This window comes from Streptomyces sp. T028 (assembly GCF_048159505.1).
Taxonomy (GTDB): domain Bacteria; phylum Actinomycetota; class Actinomycetes; order Streptomycetales; family Streptomycetaceae; genus Streptomyces.
Genome location: NZ_JBLRVZ010000022.1, coordinates 97,130 through 116,138 on the forward strand (window position 1 = coordinate 97,130; position 19,009 = coordinate 116,138).

Below are 19,009 nucleotides of genomic sequence, written 5' to 3' on the forward strand. Positions count from 1 at the left end.
AGATGTCGCCCGATCGTGCACCAGACCCCTCACCGTCATCACCGGCAAGGTGGCGTGGGGTGACCCAGTACACCGGGGAAGCTGCTGGTCATTCAACGGGCAATGCGTGAGCGGACGGTGGGGCACAGGTGGATTCAGTGGCACGCACCGACGAGCACGCAAGCCGTTGATGAGCGGGGCGAATTGTCGCGAACGCCGGTAAGCCGCGTTCGACGGTGGGCAGCGCGCCGCGGGTGCGCGCCTCGCTTCTGAGGAAATCAGACCGTGTCGTACAGCCGCACCTCGGGCGCGGCTTTCAGCAGCGGGGACAGGCCACCGACCACGTCGCGGGTGAAGAGGTCGCTCTCCAGGTATGCCTTCGCGTCGGCCGCGGTCTGGAAGCCGTGGAGAACCTGGACGTCCTCGTCGCGGACGAGGAGCTCTTTGCTGATGGCGCCCGTGACGGTCGTCAGGAACGGCTGCTTGTACTTCTCGTACACGCCCGCGGCGGCGACGCGGTTGGCCGGGTCCACCTGCAGGGTGATCTCAAGATACGCCATGGCTATACCTCACTCGGTCGGCGGTGATTCACTGGCGCGGTAGGTTCCGCGATGTGCCTGCCAAGTTAGGCATCCCCCGCGAGGTCCGGTAGGGGATCTCGTTGAATCAGGATATAAGTGATGCGTATGGCTAGCGGCGGGCAGCGGCAAGGCCGTCAGCGAGGCGGAGCAGGTCCGAGCCGAGCGGGGAGTCGGCGTTCCAGACCGCTTCGAAGGAGATCTGCACCTCGCGGCCCTCGTTCATCAACGGCCGGTGCGGGACGTCGGGTGAGGTGAGCTTGGATCGGGGGACCATGGCCGAGCCGAGGCCCAGCTTCGTCCAGTCCTCCAGGACCTGGTAGCTGGCGGCCTCCCCGGGATACGCGCGCAGGGGCACCTGGTGTGCCTGGAAGAGCTGTGTGGTGAAGGTGGTCAGGCCGCAGGTGTCCGGCACGAGGATGAACTGCTCCTTGCCGGCTTCTTCGAGTTCGAGCGGAGCGTCATCCATGGAGTCGGGAGTGACGACGACGATCGATTCGACGTCGATGACCCGGTGCTCGAAGCGCGGCATCGCGGCGACGGCCGGGATCAGGATGATGTCGAGTTCCCCTGCGAGCAGGCCTTCGCGGAGGTCCTGCATGTTCGCCTCGCGCAGTACGAGGTCGCGCGGGGAGGGCAGCTCGCAGACGCCGCTGAAGGCCCGGGCGATCAGCAGGGAGCCGATCAGGGGGGAGACTCCCATGCGGATCTTCTGCTCGCCCGGTTCGGTCAGTCGCCTGGCCTCTGCCGTGACCGCGTCGAGCGCGCCCAGCGCCCGCTCGATGAGCGGCAGGATGCGCGCGCCGAACGCCGTCCGGGTCACCCCGCGAGGCGACCGGTCGAAGAGCTTGTCGCCGAGGCGCTCCTCCAGTTTGGCGATCCCGTTGGACAGGGCGGGCTGAGTGACGCCGTACGCGCGGGCGGCGGCGCTGAACGACTGGGTCTCAGCGACGGCCTGCGCGTACCTGAGCCCTTCCAGGTTCAAACGCTCGCTGCCGGCCATGGCTCATTGCTCCGTTCGCTTGTCTCCCCCGCCCGGCTTGCTTTCGCTGCCTACGGTGGGGGCTTGCCGATTCAGCATAACCAGCGTCTATGCGCAGCGGTGTAGGCGGCGGACGAGCGGCACACACCGTATCCACCGCCTCCAGTACACCGCCCAAGCAGACGGGCCATAGCCGCTGTGTATGCCCCCATTCGCATTGATCGTCTACCGGGGGTGTCCGGACGCTCTTACGGTGCCGGAGGGACGATGCTGCGGTATTTCCGCTGGCGTGCGCGTCTCTTTCAAACCAAGGAGAGATTCTCGTGTCGCATAACGTCAACCACGTTCACAGGGCCGCACAAGTCGCCGGGCCCGGGGCTGCCGTACAGGTCGTCCCGGTTGAGGCGCGGCCACCCGGTGTCGGCGAGGTGCGTGTCGACGTGGAGGCGACCGGTATCTGCGGCGCGGACATCGGTACGGTCCGCAATCCCGCTCCGGCGACCGGCTTCCCCGTCACTCCGGGGCACGAGGTCGCCGGTGTGATCGCGGAGCTGGGCCCCCAGGTGGAGGGGTGGCAGGTGGGGGAGCGGGTGGCCGTCGGCTGGTTCGGCGGCAGCTGCGGGCACTGCACCGCCTGCCGCACCGGGGATGTCGTCCACTGCCCGGAGCGGAAGGTTCCGGGCATGGCGTATCCCGGTGGCTGGGCGAGCACCATCACGGTTCCCGCCACCACTCTCGCCCGGATCCCCGAGGGCCTGTCCCCGGAGGAGGCCGCACCCTTCGGCTGCGCCGCCGTCACCGTCTTCAACGCCCTGCGGCACTCCGGCGCCGGGCCGGGGGACCTGGTCGCCGTCCTCGGGATCGGTGGCCTGGGGCATCTGGCGGTGCAGTTCGCCGCGGCCATGGGGTTCGAGACCGTGGCGATCGGCCGGGGCGCGGAGAAGCAAAAGCTCGCCGAGGAACTGGGCGCGCGGCACTACATCGACACCCAGCGGCAGGAACCCGGAGCGGCCCTGGCGAAGTTGGGCGGGGCGCGGCTGATCCTGTCCACGGCCTCCAGCAGCAAGCCGCTCGCGGACCTGGTGGACGGACTCGCCCCGCACGGGAAACTCACTGTCGTCGGCTTCGACGGATCTCCCCTCCAACTGCCCCTGGCCAAGCTCGTGATGGGCGCGCGCAGCGTCACCGGCCATCTGACCGGCAGCCCCGCCGACACCGAGCAGGCCATGCGCTTCGCGGTCGCGACCGGCGTCCGCCCCCGAGTGCAGACCGTCCCGCTGGAGGAGGCGCAGCAGGCACTCGACATCCAGCAAGAGGGCAAGGCCCGCTTCCGGATGGTCCTCATTCCCGGCGCCTGACCGCCTCGTAGAGCAAGAACTCGTAGAGCAAGAACCCGTAAAGCAAGAAGGGGAGCCGACATGCTCCAGCGCGACGGTCACGACGTCGTCGTCATCGGCGCCGGGATATCCGGACTGACCTCGGCCGCCACTCTGGTGGCTGCCGGGCGCGACACCGTCTGCCTGGAGGCGCGTGAGCGCGTCGGCGGACGGCTGCTCAGCGCAGCCGCTCCGCCCGGAGCCCTCGACCTGGGGGCCACCTGGTTCTGGGACGGGGAACAGCGGGTCGCGGACCTCGCCGCGCGGCTCGGCATCGACACCTTCGAGCAGCATCTCGCAGGCGACACGCTCGTGCAGGACGCCACCGGCGTACGGCGGCTGGCCGGCAACCTGATCGACGTCCCCGCGCGTCGCTTCGCGTCAGGAGCCGGAACGCTCGCAGGCGCTCTCGCCGCCGAACTACCGGCGGACGCCCTTCGGCTCGACACCCCGGTCACCGCGATCCACCGGCACGCCAACGGCGGTCTCGACGTCCGTACGCCGGACATGGTGCTTCATGCCGAGCACGTCGTGCTCGCCGTACCGCCCGCGCTCGCCCTCTCGCACATCGAATTCGACCCGGAACTGTCCCCGGACCTGGCCCGCCTGGCCCGGGCGACTCCGGTGTGGATGGGGGCCGTTGCCAAGGTCGTCGCCCGCTACTCCACGGCCTTCTGGCGGGAGGCGGGGCTCGCCGGGGCGGCGGTCAGCAGAACCGGCCCCCTGCAGGAGCTGCACGACATGTCCGGTCCCGACGGACGGCCCGCCGCACTGTTCGGCTTCGCCCCGGCCCAGGCCGTCGGCCCCGACTTCGAGCAGGCGGTGACCGCTCAGCTGGCCCAGCTCTTCGGCGCCGCCGCCGCGGAACCCGAGTCGCTCCACGTCCGGGACTGGAGCAGCGAGCCGTGGACCGCGCCGCCCGCCGTGCATCGCCTGGCCGACTACTCCCTGTTCGGGCACCCCCTCTACCAGCGGCCCGCGCTGGGCGGCAGGCTGCACTGGGCCACGACTGAGACGGCCGCCCAGTACGCCGGGCACATCGAGGGCGCTCTCGCCGCCGCCGAGCGAGCGGCGTACACCGTTCTGTCCACACCCCCTGCCCGCACGGCCGCCCCCGCTCCGTGACAAGGGCCCCTGAACACAGAAGAGGCGAAACCATGCACGAGATCGAAGCACTGCTGCGCGAGTACGACCGCGCCCGTGCCTACACCGACGACCTGTGGCGGGACCTCACCCCGGACGAGGTGACCTGGCGTCCGCACGAGAACTCCAGTGCCATCGGCTGGCACCTGGGCCACCAGGCCCATGTCGCCCACTTCATGATCCGCAACCTCACCGCGGCCGAACCCAGCCCCGACCCGGAGCTCGACGGACTCATGGACTCCGCGAACCCCGAACAGTTCCGGGGAGCCCTGCCCACCGTCCGGCGACTCACCGACTTCCGCACCACCGTCGCCGAACGCGTGCACGCCCGCATGGGCGACATCGCCGCCGGCCGGGTCAGCGCCCCCGCACAACTCACCATCGTCGCAACTCACTTGCTCACGGCGCTCATCAACCATGAGTACCAGCACGACCAGTGGATCAGCGAGGTGCGCGGCAACGATCTCGGGCACGCACTGCCGCCGGATCCCGACTGCGCACACGTCCGGCGCATCGACGGCTACCTCGTCGTCGACGGGTTCCAGACGGCTGTCGAGGGATCGTAGTCGGCTTCTGGCGCGTCACCACCAGCCCGGCGCTGCCGCCGTTCGCGCAGCGCCGGGCGATTTCGTCCCCCGTCGGCCTCGGCCGCCCCACCGGAAAGAAGAAGTCATCGTGACGAGTACCGCCTCAGACTCCCAGGCTGGTATATCCCCCCGGTCCGAGGCACAACGTCGAGTCCTCACCGTCCTGGTCTGCAGCCAGGTCCTGAGCGGGGCCGGCCTCGCCGCCGGTATCACCGTCGGTGCCCTGCTCGCGCAGGACATGCTCGGCTCCAGCGACCTCGCGGGTCTGCCGAGCGCCCTGTTCACCGCCGGCTCCGCACTCGCCGCCGTCACCATCGGCCGCATCTCCCAGGCCCGGGGCCGCCGACCGGGTCTCGCAACGGGATACCTGACCGGCGCCATGGGCAGCGCGGGCGTCATCGCCGCCGCCGTCGCCGACAGTCCCGTGCTGCTGTTCATCGCCCTGTTCGTCTACGGCGCCGGCACGGCCACCAACCTCCAGGCCCGGTATGCCGGAGCCGACCTCGCCGCGCCCGCCCACCGCGCCCGCGCCGTCTCCACCGTGCTGGTCGCCACCACGCTGGGCGGCGTCGTCGGCCCCAACCTCGCCGCACCCACCGGCCACCTCGCCGACAGCCTCGGCATCCCCACCCTGGCCGGACCGTTCCTGCTCTCCGGCACCGCCTACGCGCTGGCCGCCCTCGTCCTCGCCGTGTGGCTGCGCCCCGACCCGCTGCTGCTCGCCCGCAGCTTCGACCTCCAGCAGCCGACGCCGGCCGCTGTCGCGACAGCGGCGCGCACCCGTGGTCCGGGGCTGATGCCGGGTGCGTTGACGATGATCCTCACGCAGCTCGTGATGACCGCCGTCATGACGATGACGCCCGTACACATGCATGACCATGGCCACGGCACCGCCGCCTCCGGCCTCGTCATCGCCATCCACGTCGGCGCGATGTATCTGCCCTCACCGCTGACCGGCTGGCTCGTCGACAGATACGGCCCCACGGTCGTCGCAGCCGCCTCCGGACTCACCCTTCTGGCCGCCGGCCTCACCGCCGCCGCGGCGCCCGCGGACTCCGTCGCCCTGCTCGCCCTGGCGCTCGCCCTGCTCGGGCTGGGCTGGAACCTCGGACTCGTCTCCGGAACGGCGATGATCACCGAGGCCGTGCCGCTGGCGACCCGCGCCAGGACCCAGGGCCTGGTCGACGTCTCGATCGCCATCGCCGGCGCCACCGGCGGCCTGAGTTCCGGTCTCGTCGTCGCGGCCGCTGGCTACCCGGTCCTCGCCCTGACCGGTGGCGTTCTCGCCCTCGCCGTCCTCCCGGCGATCGCCGTCAGCGCGAGTCGCCGATGAGCAGGTCCGTCCCACCTGCCGATGCCGACCTCACCGTGGACGGCACCGGCCTGCTGTGCGTCACCCTCCTGCTGCGTCTTTGCCAGGCCATCGACGGAGCGGCGCCGGGCACCGTCGTCCACGTCGTCGCCACCGATCCGGCCGCACCGCTCGACCTGCCGGCCTGGTGCCACATGACCGGACACACGTACCTCGGCCCGGTCCCGGGCACCGACCGGGCGGTGTACGCGCTGCGGCTCGCCGCCGACGCGTCCCCCACCCACCCTGAGGCCCCGTGGCGGCGGGCCGAACACTGAGATCCGGCGCTGTGCCAGGGGCCGGAGAAGGTGTCCGGCCCCCTGGCACCTGCCTGCTTCGATCACTCGACAGGCGCGCTCTCGACCCGGGCCGGTTCCGGCTGGGTCTTCTGGTTCTCACCGCCTCTTGTGTGGATCTTGTAGGCGATGAAGACCACCAGCACCCAGCTCCCGGAGACGTACAAGGAGGTGCGCATGTCCGGCAGGATGGCGATGCAGACCATGACCGCGGCCACGAACACCAGGGAGAGGTAGTTCGCGTAGGGGTAGAACGGCGCCCGGTAGCGGATCTGGTTCTCCTGCCCGTTCTGGATCCTGATCCTGCGGAATCGCAGGTGGCTGATCGCGATGGACGCCCACGCGCAGGCCAGGCCGTAGACGGTGACCGAGGAGAAGATCGAGAAGACCTGCTCGGGCATCAGGGCGTTGAGCAGGACGCTCCCGAACACCGTGACGAACACGAGGGTGATCGCCTTGGACGGAACGTTGCGCTGGTTGACGGTTCCGAGGAACGCCGGCGCGTTGCCCTGCAGCGACAGGTTGTAGAACGTGCGGCTGTTGGTGAACACACTCGCGTTCACCGCCGACAGCACGGCAGTGATCACGACCAGGTTCATGATGGTCGCGGCCGCCGGGATGCCGATCTTGGTGAAGACCGTCACGAAGGGGCTGCCCTCCCCGGTCAGATCGGTCCACGGGAAGAGGGTGACGAGAACGGTGATGGCGCCGACGTAGAAGATCAGCAGCCGCCAGAAGGTCGCGTTGACCGCCTTGGGCATGGTCTTGGCGATGTCCTTCGCCTCACCGGCCGCGAGCCCGAGGTTCTCCACGCCGCCGAAGGAGAAGGCGACCATCACCATGGCCAGGACGACTCCGCTCAGGCCGTGGGGGAAGAACCCGCCGTGGTCCATGAGGTTGCCGAAGCCGACCGGGTGGCCGTGGTTGCCGACACCGAAGACGATCATGGCGACACCGAAGAGGATCATCGCGACGATCGCCACGACCTTGATCACCGCGAACCAGAACTCGGCCTCGCCGTAGACCTTCACGCCGATGATGTTGACGACGAACATCACGGTGACGGCGACCGCCGCGGTCACCCAGATCGGCAGCTGGGGGAACCAGTACTGGGCGTAGTGGCCCAGGGCGTTGAGTTCGGCCGCGCTGGTGGCGAGGAGGAAGACGAAGGCGTTCCAGCCGTTGAGGAAGCCGGCGAAGCGGTGGATGTAGCGGTTGGAGTAGGAGATGTAGGCGCCCGAGACGGGCTCCTCCACCGACATCTCGCCCAGCGCGCGCATGATGAAGTAGATCGCCACGGACGCGACGACGTAGGTCAGGATGATCGCCGGGCCGGCCGTCCTGACGGCCCAGCCGGAGCCGTAGAACAGGCCGGTTCCGATCGCGCCGCCGATGGCGATCATCTGGATGTGCCGGCTCTTGAGGTCGCGTTTGAGGTTTTCCTTCTCGTACGCCTCGGGGTTGACGCTTGCCATCGCATTGCCTCCTGGAGACGGATCAGTTCGATCGCTGATGACTGGCCGTCGGAGCTCGTCGACCAGGTGAAGAGGGCGTGGCCGAGCCGGATCACGGCTGGGGAGGGGAGGGCGCGCCGGGTACGCGGATGGCGGCTGCGGCGCATGGACGGCAGGTGGGGGCTGCCAGGGGAGACCGGCCGCTGAGCGGGGTGGCGGGCCGGTTCGACCGGCTGCCGGGCCATTTCGGGCTTCGGGCCGGGCAGCGCAGGTGCGTGTGGGCGTGTGCAGGTGTGGCGCGGCCAGTGGGCCTCGGCGTGACCTGCGAGGGGGAGAAGAGCCTTGGCGGACTCGTCGGTGACTGAACCACCGTCGGTGACTGATCACCGAGGCCCTTCTCCGGCGGGGAACAGGAGGGGAAATCCGCCTCAGCGGATTTCGAGGACGGCCTCGACTTCGACCGGTGCGTTCATGGGCAGCGCGGCGACACCGACGGCCGAGCGGCTGTGCTTGCCCGCGTCGCCGAGAGCGTCCACGAACAGGTCCGAGGCCCCGTTGGCCACGAGGTGGTGCTCGGTGAAACCGGATGCGCCGGCCACGAACACGGTGATCTTGAGCAGTCGCTCGATCCGGTCCAGATCACCGAGGAAAGTCCCCACCTGCGCGAGTACGTTGACCGCACACCACCGCGCGGCGAGTTGCCCGGCCGCGACGTCCAGGTCGCGGCCGAGCAGCCCGTTGGCGACGAGCGCTCCATCGCGCAGGGGCAGCTGCCCCGAGGTGTGGAGCAGGTTGCCCGACTGCACGCACGGCACATAGTTGGCCACGGGCACGGCAGGTTCGGGGAGCGGCACGCCCAGGTCCAGCAGGCGTGCTTCAACGGCGGATGTCATGACGGTGTCTCCACTCAGCTCTTGACTCGGCTCTTCACTCGTTCACAGACCCTCGACGGCCGTGACCAGCCGCCGGATCGCCTCGTCGACCGTGGAGCGCGGGCAGCCCAGGTTCACACGCATGTAGCCGTGCCCTTCGATCCCGAACTTCTGGCCCTTGTCCAGCCACAGACGCGCCTTGGTGAGCATGAACTTGTCCAGGCGCTCCGCGTCCATCCCGAGGCCCCGGCAGTCCAGCCACGTCAGGTAGAGGGAGTCGGCCGGCAGCACCCGCACCTTCGACGTGGCGCTGTTGACCGCCTGCGCGAAGTGCGTGTGGTTGCCGCGCAGGTAGGCGAGTTGCTCTTCGAGCCACGGCTCACCGTGGGTGTAGGCGGCCTCGGCCGCGACCATCCCCAGCACGTTGACCAGGGGGAACAGATTGCGCTCGTACTGGCGGGCCAGTTCCGCCCGCAGCCTGGGATCGGGGACGAAGAGATTCGCGCTCTGCAGTCCCGGGAGGTTGAACGTCTTGCTGGGGGCCGTGCAGGTGATGCTGTTCCGCGCGAACTCCTCGCCGAGGGAGGCGAACGGGACATGCTTCTTGCCCGGGTTGATGATCAGGTCCTGGTGGATCTCGTCGGAGATCACCAGGACGCCGTGCCGGGCGCAGATCTCGCCCATCGTCCTCAGCTCGTCCTCGGACCAGACGTTCCCGGTCGGGTTGTGGGGGTGGCTCAGGATGAACAGCCTGGTGTCCGGCCGGATGGCGGCCTCGAAGGTCCGGGCGTCGAACCGGTAGCCGTCCTCGGTGCGCTCCAGGGGAGCGAAGGCGAGATGGCGCCCGTTGAGCAGGACGTCGTTGTGGAAGTGCGCGTACACGGGCGGCTGGATCAGGACCGAGTCACCGGGCGCGGAGAACGCCTGGACCGCGGTCTTGAGCGAGGTGATGATGCCGGCGGTCTGCAGCACCCACTCCCGCGGTATCTCCCAGCCGAACCGGCGTGCCTGCCAGCCGGTCACGGCGTCGAGATAGCTGTCGGTCGCGCCCCCGGGATATCCGAAGACACCGTGGTCCACGGCTTCGTGGAGGGCGTCGAGCACGGCCTGGGGCGCCTTGAAGTCGGTGTCGGCGACCCACATCGGCAGCGGATCGGCCGCGATCTCGTCCGGGGTGAGGAAGTCCTTGGCGAAGGACCACTTCATGGAGTTCGAGCCCGTCCGGTCGACGGCCTCGTCGAAGACCGAACCCTGCGGGCCGCTGTCGGCGGGGTCCGCTTGATTCGTGTTGAGAAGGGTGATTTCGCATGCCATGGCGGGATGCTAGCCACAATGTGTGGCAAAAAGTTCGCGAACTTTGCCTGAAATCGGACTTGCGAAGCTAAGATCTGAGCTATGGATGCCGTAGACCGCCAGATTGTTGCCATCCTCCAGGCGGAGGGGCGCATCACACTCACAGATCTGGCCGACCGGGTCCGGCTCAGCGTCTCCAGGTGCCAGCGCCGTGTCAGGGAGCTGGAGGCGGACGGCGTCATCCGCGGATACAGCGCGCTCATCGACGGCGCGACCCTTGGGTACGGCTTCGAGGTCCTGCTCTTCGCCACGCTCAGCCGCCCCGACGCGGTGGACGAATTCGACGCCGCGCTGGCGGAGGTTCCCGAGGTCATCGAGGCACAGCGGCTGTTCGGCGAACCGGACTACCTGATCCGCGTGGTCAGCGCCGACCTGCCGTCCTACCAGCACCTCTACGAGACCGTGCTCATCCGCCTCCCCGGCGTGCGCGGTCTCAACTCGACCATCGTCATGAAGAACGTGGTCAGCCCTCGCCCGTTCCCCGGCCGACCGCCGCGTGAGCGCTCGCCCAAGGGCACCGCCGTGTGACGACGGCTTCCGGATCGCATCCGATGCGGACCTGGCGCTGCGCCTGCGCCGTCCCTCCTGGCCGGCGATTCGACAGGGGGCAGGCGAATCCATCTGCCCACCGGATACGAACTCCATCCGTGGGCCGATCTGCGGCCCGCGGGACAAGAGGCCTCTCAAGGGCCTTCGACGGTACGGAAGTTGTGGCACCAGAGTCCGGGGAGTGCGGCATGACCATCCTCTGCGTACGTTTTCAGCTGCCTGCGCGGTACGAGGCCGAGGCGGCCCTGCCGGGGCTGCTCGGGCTGCTCGAGGAGTTCACGCCGGTCGTCGAGGCGCTGCCGCCCGACGGGGCGCTGGCCGATCTGCGGGGCGCCGAACGGTACTTCGGGCGCAGCGCGGTGGAGCTGGCGTCGGTGATCCGGGTCCGCGCCCTCGCGCTGTACGGCGTCGACTGCGTCATCGGCGCCGGTCCCGGCCCGATGCTGGCCCGGGTGGCGTTGCGGGACGCCCGGCCGGGGCTGACCCGTACGGTCCCGGAGGACACGGACCGGGTGCGGGAGTTCCTCGCCGGGAAGCCGGTCGCCGCGCTGCCCGGCGTCGGTACGGCCACCGCCCGCACGCTGTGCGAGGAGGGCCTCGACACCCTCGGCCGGGTCGCCGCCGCGCCCCTGTCCACCCTTCAGCGCCTGGTCGGCCCGAGGGCGGGCCGCGAACTGCGGGAGAAGGCGAACGGGATCGACCGCGGCCGGGTCGTCCCGAACGCCGTCTCCCGTTCCCTGGCCGCCGAACGGCCCTTCGACCGCGACGAGTTGGATCCCGACCGGCACCGCAGGGCACTGCTGTCCGCCGCCGGGGAGCTGGGCGCCCGGCTGCGCGCCCTGGAGAAGGTCTGCCGCACCCTGACCCTCACCGTGCGCTACGCCGACCGCTCCACCACCACCCGCAGCCGCACCCTCAAGGAGCCGACCGCGCACTCGGCGGCCCTGACGAGGACGGCGTACTCCCTGTACGAGGCGCTCGGGCTGCAGCGCGCCCGGGTCCGGGCGATCGTCCTGCGCGCCGAGGCCCTCGGCCCCGCCGACCAGGCCTCCTACCAGCTCACCCCGCTGGCGGCGCGCATTGCGGGGGCGCTCGTGGCGTGAGGTGACATCCGCGCCGAGCGGGTCAGTTGGCCCACGGCGGAGTGATCCGCGTACCGTCGGCCAGTTCCGCCTCCAGACCGATGGACGTGGTGACCCACGAGAGTGCCGTGTGGGCGGTCGGGTTCTCGACCGCCAGGGTCGTCCCCGGGTTGATGATCACCGTGTCCCCGGCCGTGATCCGCTCGGTGTGCCCGTCGAGCGTGATGAGCAGCTCGCCGATGAGCAGATGGAAGATCTCCTCCCGGTTGACGGTGTGCGCGGGAGCCTTCGTCCCCGCCGGGATCTCACCGCGCCAGGCGCAGAGCTCCTTGCTGCCGGTCAGGGGAGAGGCGTACGAGATGAAACGGACGCCGTGGATCTCGTGGGTCACGGCGTCGGACGGGCGGACGACGGGCATGGGTGCCTCCTTCGACGAGGTCCTTCAATATGGTCAAGCTGCTTGACTACTGCTTTGTATATGGTCAAGCTGCTTGACCGTTCGGTCAAGGGTGTTTCAATGCCTCCGTGCAGAACTCCGAGGCCATGGCCCTGTCCGCAGCCCTTCTCGCCGCAGCCGGTGAGCTGACCCGGCGCATAAACGAGGGGGTCGTCGCGCGCGGCTTCGAGGGGGTGCGGCCCGCCCATGGCTTCGCCTTCACCCGGCTGGCCCCGGCGGGCGCCACGGTCACCGACCTCGCCGTCCATCTCGGGGTCACCAAGCAGGCGGCCAGTCAACTCGTCGACGAACTCGTGCGGAAGGGGTACGTCGAGCGGCGGGCGCATCCCGGTGACGCCCGGGCCCGGCTGGTCGTGCTCACCGAGCGGGGGTGGGAGTGCACCCGGGCGGCGGAGGAGGCGGCCGCCGAGGTCGTGCGGGGGTGGCTGGGCGTGCTGGGGGAGCGGGAAGTGCGCGTGCTGGGTGATCAGTTGCGGCGCATCGCGCCCTACGGCCCCATCAGGCCCGCCTGGTGACGGATTGTCGGCCGCCCGGCCGCCGCTTACTACCACTGGAAGTTTTTACTGACGCGTAACTTCACACTTGTGCTACTCGTTCGTAACTTGATGAGTGAACAGCATCCTGGTGATCCGGATCACAGGGCGTAAGGCCATCGCACCTCCCTTGAGCCGCAAGGAGATCACCCGATGCTGCCCTGGAAGCGCCTGCTCAGACCCCTCACCGCACTGCTGCTGGCGGCCGCGGCCGCCACCGTCCCCGCCTCCGCCGCCCAGGCCGCCGCCCCGTCGAGCGGCTGGAACGACTACAGCTGCAAGCCCTCCGCCGCCCACCCCCGCCCCGTCGTCCTGGTCCACGGCACCCTCGGGAACTCGATCGACAACTGGCTGTCCCTCGCCCCCTACCTCGAGGACCGGGGCTACTGCGTCTACTCCCTCGACTACGGCCAACTGCCGGGCGTCCCGCTGTTCTACGGCCTCGGCCCCATCGACAGGTCGGCCGAACAACTCTCCGCCTTCGTCGACAAGGTGCTCACCGCGACCGGCGCCGCCAAGGCCGACCTCGTCGGCCACTCGCAGGGCGGCATGATGCCCCGCTACTACCTGAGGTTCCTCGGCGGAGCCGCCAAGGTGAACGCCCTCGTCGGTCTCGCCCCCGACAACCACGGCGCCACACTGAGCGGCCTCACCAACCTGCTGCCCTTCTTCCCGGGCGCCGAGGACCTCATCTCGGCCGCCACCCCCGGCCTCGCCGACCAGATCCCCGGATCGGCCTTCCTCACCAAGCTCAACGCCGGCGGCGACACCGTCCCCGGTGTCCACTACACGGTCATCGCCACCAAGTACGACGAGGTGGCGACCCCCTGGCGCAGCCAGTACCTCAGCGGATCCGACGTCGACAACATCCTGCTGCAGGACCTGTGCCCGCTCGACCTCTCCGAGCACGTGGCGATCGGCCTGTTCGACCGGATCGCCTTCCACGAGGTGGCCAACGCGCTCGACCCGGCCCGCGCCACCCCCACCACCTGCGCGTCCGCGCTGAGCTGACCCCGAGGTCCGCCGTCGGGGCCTGTCCGGCCTGAGCCGCCGGTCAGGCCCCGTGTCGATGGGGGCCGGAACCAGGAAACCCTGGAAAGCGCCTGCTGAGCGAGGGTCGGAACGATCTTTAGGGCTGCCTTAAGGCAGCGCTGAGCCGCAGCTCAGGTAGCTACCGTGTCCCGTATGACGAGCGAGGAGATCCGGCCCGCCACGGCGGCAGACGTGGCGGCCGTGAAGGCGGTCACCGACGCGGCGTACACGCCCTACGTCGAGCGCATCGGGGCCGCGCCGCTGCCCATGCGCGCGGACCACGCGGCGGACGTGGCCGCGGGGAAGGTGTTCGTGACCGGGGATCCCGTCGTGGGCCTGGTCGTGGTCGAGGAGTTCCCCGACCATCTGTTCCTCGACAGCATCGCCGTCCACCCCGACGCCCACGGCACGGGCGTGGGGCGGCGGCTGCTGCACTTCGTGGACGCCCACGCGCGCGCGCTCGGCCTGCCCGAGGTCAGGCTCTGCACGAACGTGCTGATGTCCGAGAACCAGAAGATCTACCCTCGGTACGGCTACGAGCTGGTGGGGCGGCGTGACGACGGCGGCTACGACCGTCTCCACTACCGCAAGCGGCTCGACTGACCGGGGCAGCGGGGCATCTCACCCGTCCGGCCACCAGGTGCGCGCGATGTCCTTTCGCACCTCGGGGCGCCCGGAGGGGCGCTCGTCCGCCTCTTCGCGGATCCGGCGGGAGTCCGTCTTCTTCAGGGGCTTCTGCACAGTAGTGCGGCGCATGACTGCCTCCTTCAGGGTTACCGAGCTCCGCGGGTTTGGTGATCCCACGCAGGTAGACCCTTTCCGGGAGGGTTCCTCATCGAACCTCGCGTTGTCAGTGGCGGGTGTCACGATTCGAGTGTCAGTGGCAGGTGTCACTCTGGGGCGTAAGGCGATGAAAGGTGACGAAATGACTTCGGTGCGTGTCGACTGGGACGCGGAGGCGGAGGGCTTCGACGAGGAACCGGATCACGGACTGCGCGACCCCGAGGTCCGGGCCGCCTGGGCGGAGCGGCTGCTGAGCTGGCTCCCGGAGCGCCCCTGTGACGTCCTCGACCTCGGCTGCGGCACCGGCAGCCTCTCGCTCCTCGCCGCCGAACAGGGGCACCGCGTCACCGGGGTGGATCTGTCCCCGCCCATGATCGAGCTGGCCCGCGCCAAACTCGCCGGGCGTGACGCGGTGTTCCTCCTCGGTGACGCGGCGGCGCCCCCGGTCGGCGAACAGCGCTTCGACGCCGTGCTCGTCCGGCATGTGCTGTGGACCCTGCCCGACCCCGCCCGCGTCCTGCGGCACTGGGCGGGCCTGCTGCGACCCGGGGGGCGGATCGTCCTGGTGGAGGGGGTCTGGGGCACGGTCACCCCGGTCGGCATACCGGCGGACCGTCTCACCACCCTCCTCACCCCGCTCGCCGGCCACACCCGCCTGGAGCGGCTCTCGGACGACCCACGCCTGTGGGGCGGACCGGTGGACGACGAACGGTACGCGGTGGTGGCGACGGTCTGAGGGCCCTCAGCTCAGCAGTGCCGTGAAGTCGCCCTCGTGTGCCAGTGCCTCCAGCTCGTCGAGGGCGGCCACGGCCGCCGCCGCGGCCTCGGGGTCGGTCCCGGCCAGACCGCTCTGCGCGAACTCGTCCTCGTCCAGCCGCCGTACGTCCGTGCCGTCGGCGGAGCGCCACAGGTCCAGGTCGAGATCCTCCACCACCAGCTCGCCCCCCTCGCCTCCGGAGAACACGGCCGGGCGGGTGACGTCGCAGTACCAGCCCTTCAGCACGCCCGTCGCGGACCTGACCTCCTTCACGGCGTACCACCGGTCCCGCCAGTAGTACTCGGTGAAGACATCACCCGTCTCGAACCGTACGAAGCCGAAGTCGCGCACACCGTCACCGGCCCACGGGGCGCGTACGGCGATGCGCGTGCCGTCGTCCGACAGCAGCTCCGCCGTGTAACGGATCTTCGTACGGCCGCCCTTGACCAGGACGACGTCCACCGGGCGGGCCGGGTCAGCCGAGGACGCGGACATGGCGCACCTCCGTCGCGCGGATCTCGTAGCCGAACCACTTGTTGATCGCCAGCATCGGCCCGTTGTCCGAGTCGTTGCCGGTGTACGCCTCCGTGTACCCCGCGGCGTGGGCGCGGTGCAGGGAGTCGTTCTTGACGAGCTTGGCCAGGCCCCGGCCGCGGTAGGCCCGGGCGGTGCCGGTCATGCCGGTGCCGTAGCGGCCGGCGCCGTTCGTGTGGGCGACGCTGAAGGCGACGGGGCGGCCGTCGGCCACGGCGACCGAGGTCAGCTCCAGGTCCAGGTGGGGGTGGGTCCAGTACTCCGCGACCCACGCGTCGTAGTCCGTGAACTCGGTCTCGATGTCGCTGGGTTCGTCGGAGCCCGCCTCCGCGTCCAGGGCGAACAGCGGCCGCGGGTCGTCCGCGAAGTCGGCGGCCGTGCGCAGCTCGACACCCGGCGGGGGAGCCTGGAGCGGCGGCAGTTCGGCGCGCGCCAGGTCCAGTACGAGGAAGTGCGCGGAGCGGCTGGGGCGGTAGCCGTGGCGTTCGGCGAAGGCGCGGTTGCCGGGCTCGTCCGGGACCCAGGCGTACAGGTGTGTCGCCCCGTGCGCTGCCAGGTGCTCCTCGGCGGCGCGCACCAGCAGTGCGCCCGCGCCCCGGCCGGTGCGCGTCGGGTGCACGTAGACGTTGAGGTGGCCCTGGCCGGGCTCCGGGCTGTCCTGGGCGAGGGACACCTGGGCCGTACCGATGATCTCGCCGTCCTCCTCGGCGACCAGCATGCGCAGATGGTCGCGGAGGTGGGGCAGCGAGAGGGCGTGACGTACGGACTCCGGGCTGAAGAAGATGTACGGCAGAGCCGCGTGCCGGACCCGGATGAAGCCCTCGATCTCGGGGGTTGCGTCGGGGCGCAGATCGCGCACGATGACGGTCATGTCACCGCACGCTACGGGCGGGTGGCGCGCTCGTGCCTCTCATTTTCCACTGGGTGGGGGACAATCGGGCCGTGACTTTGAAGATCCATATCGATGACGGGGCCGCGCCGTACGAGCAGGTGCGGGCGCAGATCGCCGAACAGGCCCGGTCCGGGGCGCTGCCCGTGGGGTACCGGCTGCCGACAGTGCGGGGGCTCGCCGAGTCGCTGGGGCTCGCGGCGAACACCGTGGCCAAGGCGTACCGGGCGCTGGAGACGGACGGGGTGATCGAGACCCGGGGGCGCAACGGGACGTTCGTGGCGGCGGCGGGGTCGGCGGCGGAGCGCGAGGCCGCGGTTGCCGCGCAGGCTTATGCCGAGAGGGTGGTGCGGCTCGGGTTGAGCGAGGAGCAGGCGTCGGCTGCGGTGCGGGATGCCCTGCGGGCGGCTTATGAGGGATAGGAGAGGCCTGATCAGCGCGGCGCCGGGAGACCAGGAGGCCTCTCGCGGGAGCGTCATCGGGAACGCGTCGCCAACGCCCGTGGGGTGCGGGTCACCGTCAGGCCCGCTCGCCGGGCCGTTCTGCCGAACAGCGCCGCGTCGCCCACGGCCGCGCCGCCGGGGTCGTTGTTGAAGTAGGCGTACACGTCGTCGCCGGCGGACCAGGTCGTCGCGATGCGGTCGATCCAGGTCTCCAGGGCGCGCTGGCCGTAGCGCGGCCAGGGGCTGGCGCGGCCCTCGTGGAAGCGGACGTAGCCCCAGTCGGCGGTCCGCCACAGCGGGGTCGCCGGGCGGGACTCGACGTCGGCCCAGCACAGGGCCGCGCCCCGGGCCCGCAGGACTTCGCGGACCGGCGGGATCCACCAGGACGGGTGGCGTGGTTCGACCGCGACCCGGGTGGAGGAGGGGAAGCGGGACAGGCAGGTGTCCAGCAGTTCGGGGTCGGCGCGCAGGGTCGGCGGGAGCTGGAGCAGGACGGGGCCCAGCCGGGCGCCGAGGCCTGCCGCGTGGTCCATCAGACGGTGCACCGGCTCCGCGGGGTCGCGCAGCCGCTTGATGTGGGTCAGATAGCGGCTCGCCTTGACCGCGACCACGAAGTCCGACGGGACGCGCTCGGCCCAGGACTCGAAGGTGTCCCGGGACGGCAGCCGGTAGAAGGCGTTGTTGATCTCGACGGTGGCGAAATGCTCGGCGTACTCCTCCAGCCAGCGCCGCACGGGCACGTCGGGCGGGTACAGGACCTCACGCCAGTCCTTGTACTGCCAGCCGGAGGTGCCGACGTACAGGGTCATACCTCCATCAAAGCACCTGGGACGCGCCTCTACAGATACAGCCCCGCGTCCGAGCGGCCCCTCGGCTCCGGCAGTGACGTCGGGGACGTGCCCCGCCGCAGCGCGTACAGCTCCGCCAGGGTCGCACCCTCGCGGCCGACGCCCTCCTCGGTGCCCAGCCAGCCGACCGCCTCCGCGCGGGTCAGCGGGCCGACCTCGATGCGGGCGAGACAGCGGCCCGGGCGGACCACCGCCGGGTGGAGGCGCTCCAGGTCCTCGTTCGTCGTGACGCCGACCAGGACGTTGCGCCCCTGGCCGAGCAGGCCGTCGGTCAGGTTGAGCAGACGGGACAGCGCCTGGCCCGCCGTGTGCTTGGCCTCGCCGCGGATCAGTTCGTCGCAGTCCTCCAGGAGCAGCAGCCGCCAGCGGCCCTTGCCCGCGGCGTCCTCCTCGCCGATCGCGATGTCCATCAGATAGCCCACGTCGGAGAAGAGCCGCTCGGGGTCCAGGACGCAGTCCACCTGGCACCAGTCCCGCCAGGACCGGGCCAGCGTGCGCAGCGCCGAGGTCTTGCCGGTGCCGGGCGGGCCGTGCAGCAGGAGCAGCCGACCGGCGATGTCCTCCGGGGTGGTCGCCATCAGCCGGTCCATCGCCTCGGCCACGGGGGCCGTGTAGTTGGGGCGGATCTCGTCCCACGTACCGGCGGAGATCTGGCGGGTGGTGCGGTGCGGGCCGCGCCTCGGGGAGACGTACCAGAAGCCCATCGTCACGTTCTCCGGCTGGGGTTCGGGCTCGTCGGCCGCGCCCTCCGTCGCCTCGTCCAGCACCTGCGCGGCGAGTTCGGCGGTGGTCGCGGTGACCGTGACGTCGGCGCCGCGGTTCCAGCGCGAGACCAGCAGCGTCCAGCCGTCGCCCTCGGCGAGCGTCGCGCTGCGGTCGTCGTCGCGGGCCACGCGCAGCACACGGGCCTGCGGCGGCAGCAGCGTCGCGCCGGAGCGGACGCGGTCGATGTTCGCCGCGTGCGAGTACGGCTGCTCGCCCGTCGCGAAGCGGCCGAGGAACAGCGCGTCGACGACGTCGGACGGGGAGTCGGAGTCGTCGACGGTGAGCCGGATCGGCAGAGCGTCGTGTGGGTGCGCAGACATGCCGCCATGATCCGGCACGGGGACGCGCCGTGCACCCGGTTTCCGA

At 70.4% G+C, this 19,009-nt stretch carries 22 protein-coding genes and 1 pseudogene; 12 read left to right on the forward strand and 11 right to left on the reverse strand.

The genetic code is table 11. From position 1 onward, the window contains the following. Window positions 1–257: 257 nt before the first annotated feature. Both ACLZN2_RS22275 and ACLZN2_RS22280 read right to left on the reverse strand, forming a co-directional pair. Window positions 258–539 (reverse strand): hypothetical protein, encoded by a 282-nt coding sequence (locus ACLZN2_RS22275; RefSeq protein ID WP_416980733.1) that lies wholly within the window; start codon window positions 537–539, stop codon window positions 258–260. A 130-nt stretch (window positions 540–669) separates the two neighbouring features. Next, window positions 670–1,560, reverse strand: a complete 891-nt coding sequence (locus ACLZN2_RS22280; protein WP_416980735.1) for a LysR family transcriptional regulator — start codon at window positions 1,558–1,560, stop codon at window positions 670–672. A gap of 302 nt (window positions 1,561–1,862) precedes the next feature. Between ACLZN2_RS22280 and ACLZN2_RS22285 the strand changes: the two genes are divergently transcribed. The 5 genes from ACLZN2_RS22285 to ACLZN2_RS22305 all read left to right on the forward strand — a co-directional run bounded on the left by ACLZN2_RS22285 (window position 1,863) and on the right by ACLZN2_RS22305 (window position 6,274). Next, complete coding sequence (locus ACLZN2_RS22285; protein ID WP_416980737.1) at window positions 1,863–2,897, forward strand: alcohol dehydrogenase catalytic domain-containing protein; 1,035 nt, start codon at window positions 1,863–1,865, stop codon at window positions 2,895–2,897. A 60-nt stretch (window positions 2,898–2,957) separates the two neighbouring features. After that, window positions 2,958–4,040 (forward strand): flavin monoamine oxidase family protein, encoded by a 1,083-nt coding sequence (locus ACLZN2_RS22290; protein WP_416980739.1) that lies wholly within the window; start codon window positions 2,958–2,960, stop codon window positions 4,038–4,040. A gap of 32 nt (window positions 4,041–4,072) precedes the next feature. After that, window positions 4,073–4,624, forward strand: coding sequence for a DinB family protein (locus ACLZN2_RS22295; RefSeq protein WP_416980741.1), 552 nt, complete (start codon window positions 4,073–4,075; stop codon window positions 4,622–4,624). 109 nt (window positions 4,625–4,733) lie between these two features. Continuing rightward, window positions 4,734–5,978: an MFS transporter gene (locus tag ACLZN2_RS22300; RefSeq protein WP_416980742.1), complete on the forward strand. Its 1,245-nt coding sequence runs from the start codon at window positions 4,734–4,736 to the stop codon at window positions 5,976–5,978. Next, on the forward strand, window positions 5,975–6,274 hold the full coding sequence (locus ACLZN2_RS22305; protein ID WP_416980743.1) for a sulfurtransferase TusA family protein: 300 nt from the start codon (window positions 5,975–5,977) through the stop codon (window positions 6,272–6,274). Before ACLZN2_RS22300 ends, ACLZN2_RS22305 begins: the two co-directional genes overlap by 4 nt. A gap of 62 nt (window positions 6,275–6,336) precedes the next feature. Here ACLZN2_RS22305 and ACLZN2_RS22310 read toward each other — a convergent pair whose 3' ends face one another. From ACLZN2_RS22310 to ACLZN2_RS22320, 3 genes are all read right to left on the reverse strand, one after another. Continuing rightward, entirely contained in the window at window positions 6,337–7,767 is a 1,431-nt protein-coding gene (locus ACLZN2_RS22310) for an amino acid permease (RefSeq protein ID WP_416980744.1), read from the reverse strand. 407 nt (window positions 7,768–8,174) lie between these two features. Further along, window positions 8,175–8,639: a RidA family protein gene (locus ACLZN2_RS22315; protein WP_416980745.1), complete on the reverse strand. Its 465-nt coding sequence runs from the start codon at window positions 8,637–8,639 to the stop codon at window positions 8,175–8,177. Window positions 8,640–8,681: 42 nt separating this feature from the next. Next, window positions 8,682–9,932: a MalY/PatB family protein gene (locus ACLZN2_RS22320; RefSeq protein ID WP_416980746.1), complete on the reverse strand. Its 1,251-nt coding sequence runs from the start codon at window positions 9,930–9,932 to the stop codon at window positions 8,682–8,684. Window positions 9,933–10,013: 81 nt separating this feature from the next. Between ACLZN2_RS22320 and ACLZN2_RS22325 the strand changes: the two genes are divergently transcribed. Continuing rightward, window positions 10,014–10,499, forward strand: a complete 486-nt coding sequence (locus ACLZN2_RS22325) for an Lrp/AsnC family transcriptional regulator (protein WP_416980747.1) — start codon at window positions 10,014–10,016, stop codon at window positions 10,497–10,499. Between the two features lie 209 nt (window positions 10,500–10,708). Then, window positions 10,709–11,584, forward strand: a pseudogene (locus tag ACLZN2_RS22330) (DNA polymerase Y family protein); the annotation flags it as partial. A 61-nt stretch (window positions 11,585–11,645) separates the two neighbouring features. On the opposite strand, the gene ACLZN2_RS22335 reads toward ACLZN2_RS22330, so the two are convergent. Next, window positions 11,646–12,020 carry a cupin domain-containing protein gene (locus tag ACLZN2_RS22335; protein WP_416980748.1) on the reverse strand — a complete coding sequence of 125 codons (375 nt, stop codon included), beginning with the start codon at window positions 12,018–12,020 and terminating at the stop codon, window positions 11,646–11,648. A gap of 107 nt (window positions 12,021–12,127) precedes the next feature. Here ACLZN2_RS22335 and ACLZN2_RS22340 point away from each other — a divergent pair, with 107 nt between their 5' ends. The 3 genes from ACLZN2_RS22340 to ACLZN2_RS22350 all read left to right on the forward strand — a co-directional run bounded on the left by ACLZN2_RS22340 (window position 12,128) and on the right by ACLZN2_RS22350 (window position 14,227). After that, complete coding sequence (locus ACLZN2_RS22340; RefSeq protein WP_416980749.1) at window positions 12,128–12,574, forward strand: MarR family winged helix-turn-helix transcriptional regulator; 447 nt, start codon at window positions 12,128–12,130, stop codon at window positions 12,572–12,574. Window positions 12,575–12,745: 171 nt separating this feature from the next. Beyond that, window positions 12,746–13,603: an esterase/lipase family protein gene (locus ACLZN2_RS22345; RefSeq protein WP_416980750.1), complete on the forward strand. Its 858-nt coding sequence runs from the start codon at window positions 12,746–12,748 to the stop codon at window positions 13,601–13,603. A 174-nt stretch (window positions 13,604–13,777) separates the two neighbouring features. Beyond that, window positions 13,778–14,227, forward strand: a complete 450-nt coding sequence (locus tag ACLZN2_RS22350) for a GNAT family N-acetyltransferase (protein ID WP_416980751.1) — start codon at window positions 13,778–13,780, stop codon at window positions 14,225–14,227. Window positions 14,228–14,245: 18 nt separating this feature from the next. On the opposite strand, the gene ACLZN2_RS22355 is transcribed toward ACLZN2_RS22350, so the two are convergent. Then, the gene (locus tag ACLZN2_RS22355) at window positions 14,246–14,380 is read right to left on the reverse strand and encodes a hypothetical protein (protein ID WP_416980752.1); all 135 of its coding nucleotides are present in this window, start codon (window positions 14,378–14,380) and stop codon (window positions 14,246–14,248) included. A 169-nt stretch (window positions 14,381–14,549) separates the two neighbouring features. On the opposite strand from ACLZN2_RS22355, the gene ACLZN2_RS22360 reads away from it, so the two are divergent. Then, complete coding sequence (locus ACLZN2_RS22360) at window positions 14,550–15,143, forward strand: class I SAM-dependent methyltransferase (RefSeq protein ID WP_416980753.1); 594 nt, start codon at window positions 14,550–14,552, stop codon at window positions 15,141–15,143. A gap of 6 nt (window positions 15,144–15,149) precedes the next feature. Here ACLZN2_RS22360 and ACLZN2_RS22365 read toward each other — a convergent pair whose 3' ends face one another. Both ACLZN2_RS22365 and ACLZN2_RS22370 read right to left on the reverse strand, forming a co-directional pair. After that, on the reverse strand, window positions 15,150–15,659 hold the full coding sequence (locus tag ACLZN2_RS22365) for a DUF402 domain-containing protein (RefSeq protein WP_416980754.1): 510 nt from the start codon (window positions 15,657–15,659) through the stop codon (window positions 15,150–15,152). After that, a complete protein-coding gene (locus ACLZN2_RS22370) occupies window positions 15,640–16,569 on the reverse strand; it encodes a GNAT family N-acetyltransferase (RefSeq protein WP_416980755.1) in 930 nt (309 codons plus the stop codon). Before ACLZN2_RS22370 ends, ACLZN2_RS22365 begins: the two co-directional genes overlap by 20 nt. Window positions 16,570–16,640: 71 nt before the next feature. Here ACLZN2_RS22370 and ACLZN2_RS22375 point away from each other — a divergent pair, with 71 nt between their 5' ends. Then, the gene (locus ACLZN2_RS22375) at window positions 16,641–17,009 is read left to right on the forward strand and encodes a GntR family transcriptional regulator (protein ID WP_416980756.1); all 369 of its coding nucleotides are present in this window, start codon (window positions 16,641–16,643) and stop codon (window positions 17,007–17,009) included. A 53-nt stretch (window positions 17,010–17,062) separates the two neighbouring features. Here ACLZN2_RS22375 and ACLZN2_RS22380 read toward each other — a convergent pair whose 3' ends face one another. Both ACLZN2_RS22380 and ACLZN2_RS22385 read right to left on the reverse strand, forming a co-directional pair. Further along, entirely contained in the window at window positions 17,063–17,839 is a 777-nt protein-coding gene (locus ACLZN2_RS22380) for a DUF72 domain-containing protein (RefSeq protein WP_416980757.1), read from the reverse strand. Window positions 17,840–17,868: 29 nt separating this feature from the next. After that, on the reverse strand, window positions 17,869–18,963 hold the full coding sequence (locus ACLZN2_RS22385) for a DUF5925 domain-containing protein (RefSeq protein ID WP_416980758.1): 1,095 nt from the start codon (window positions 18,961–18,963) through the stop codon (window positions 17,869–17,871). Between the last annotated feature and the right edge of the window lie 46 nt (window positions 18,964–19,009).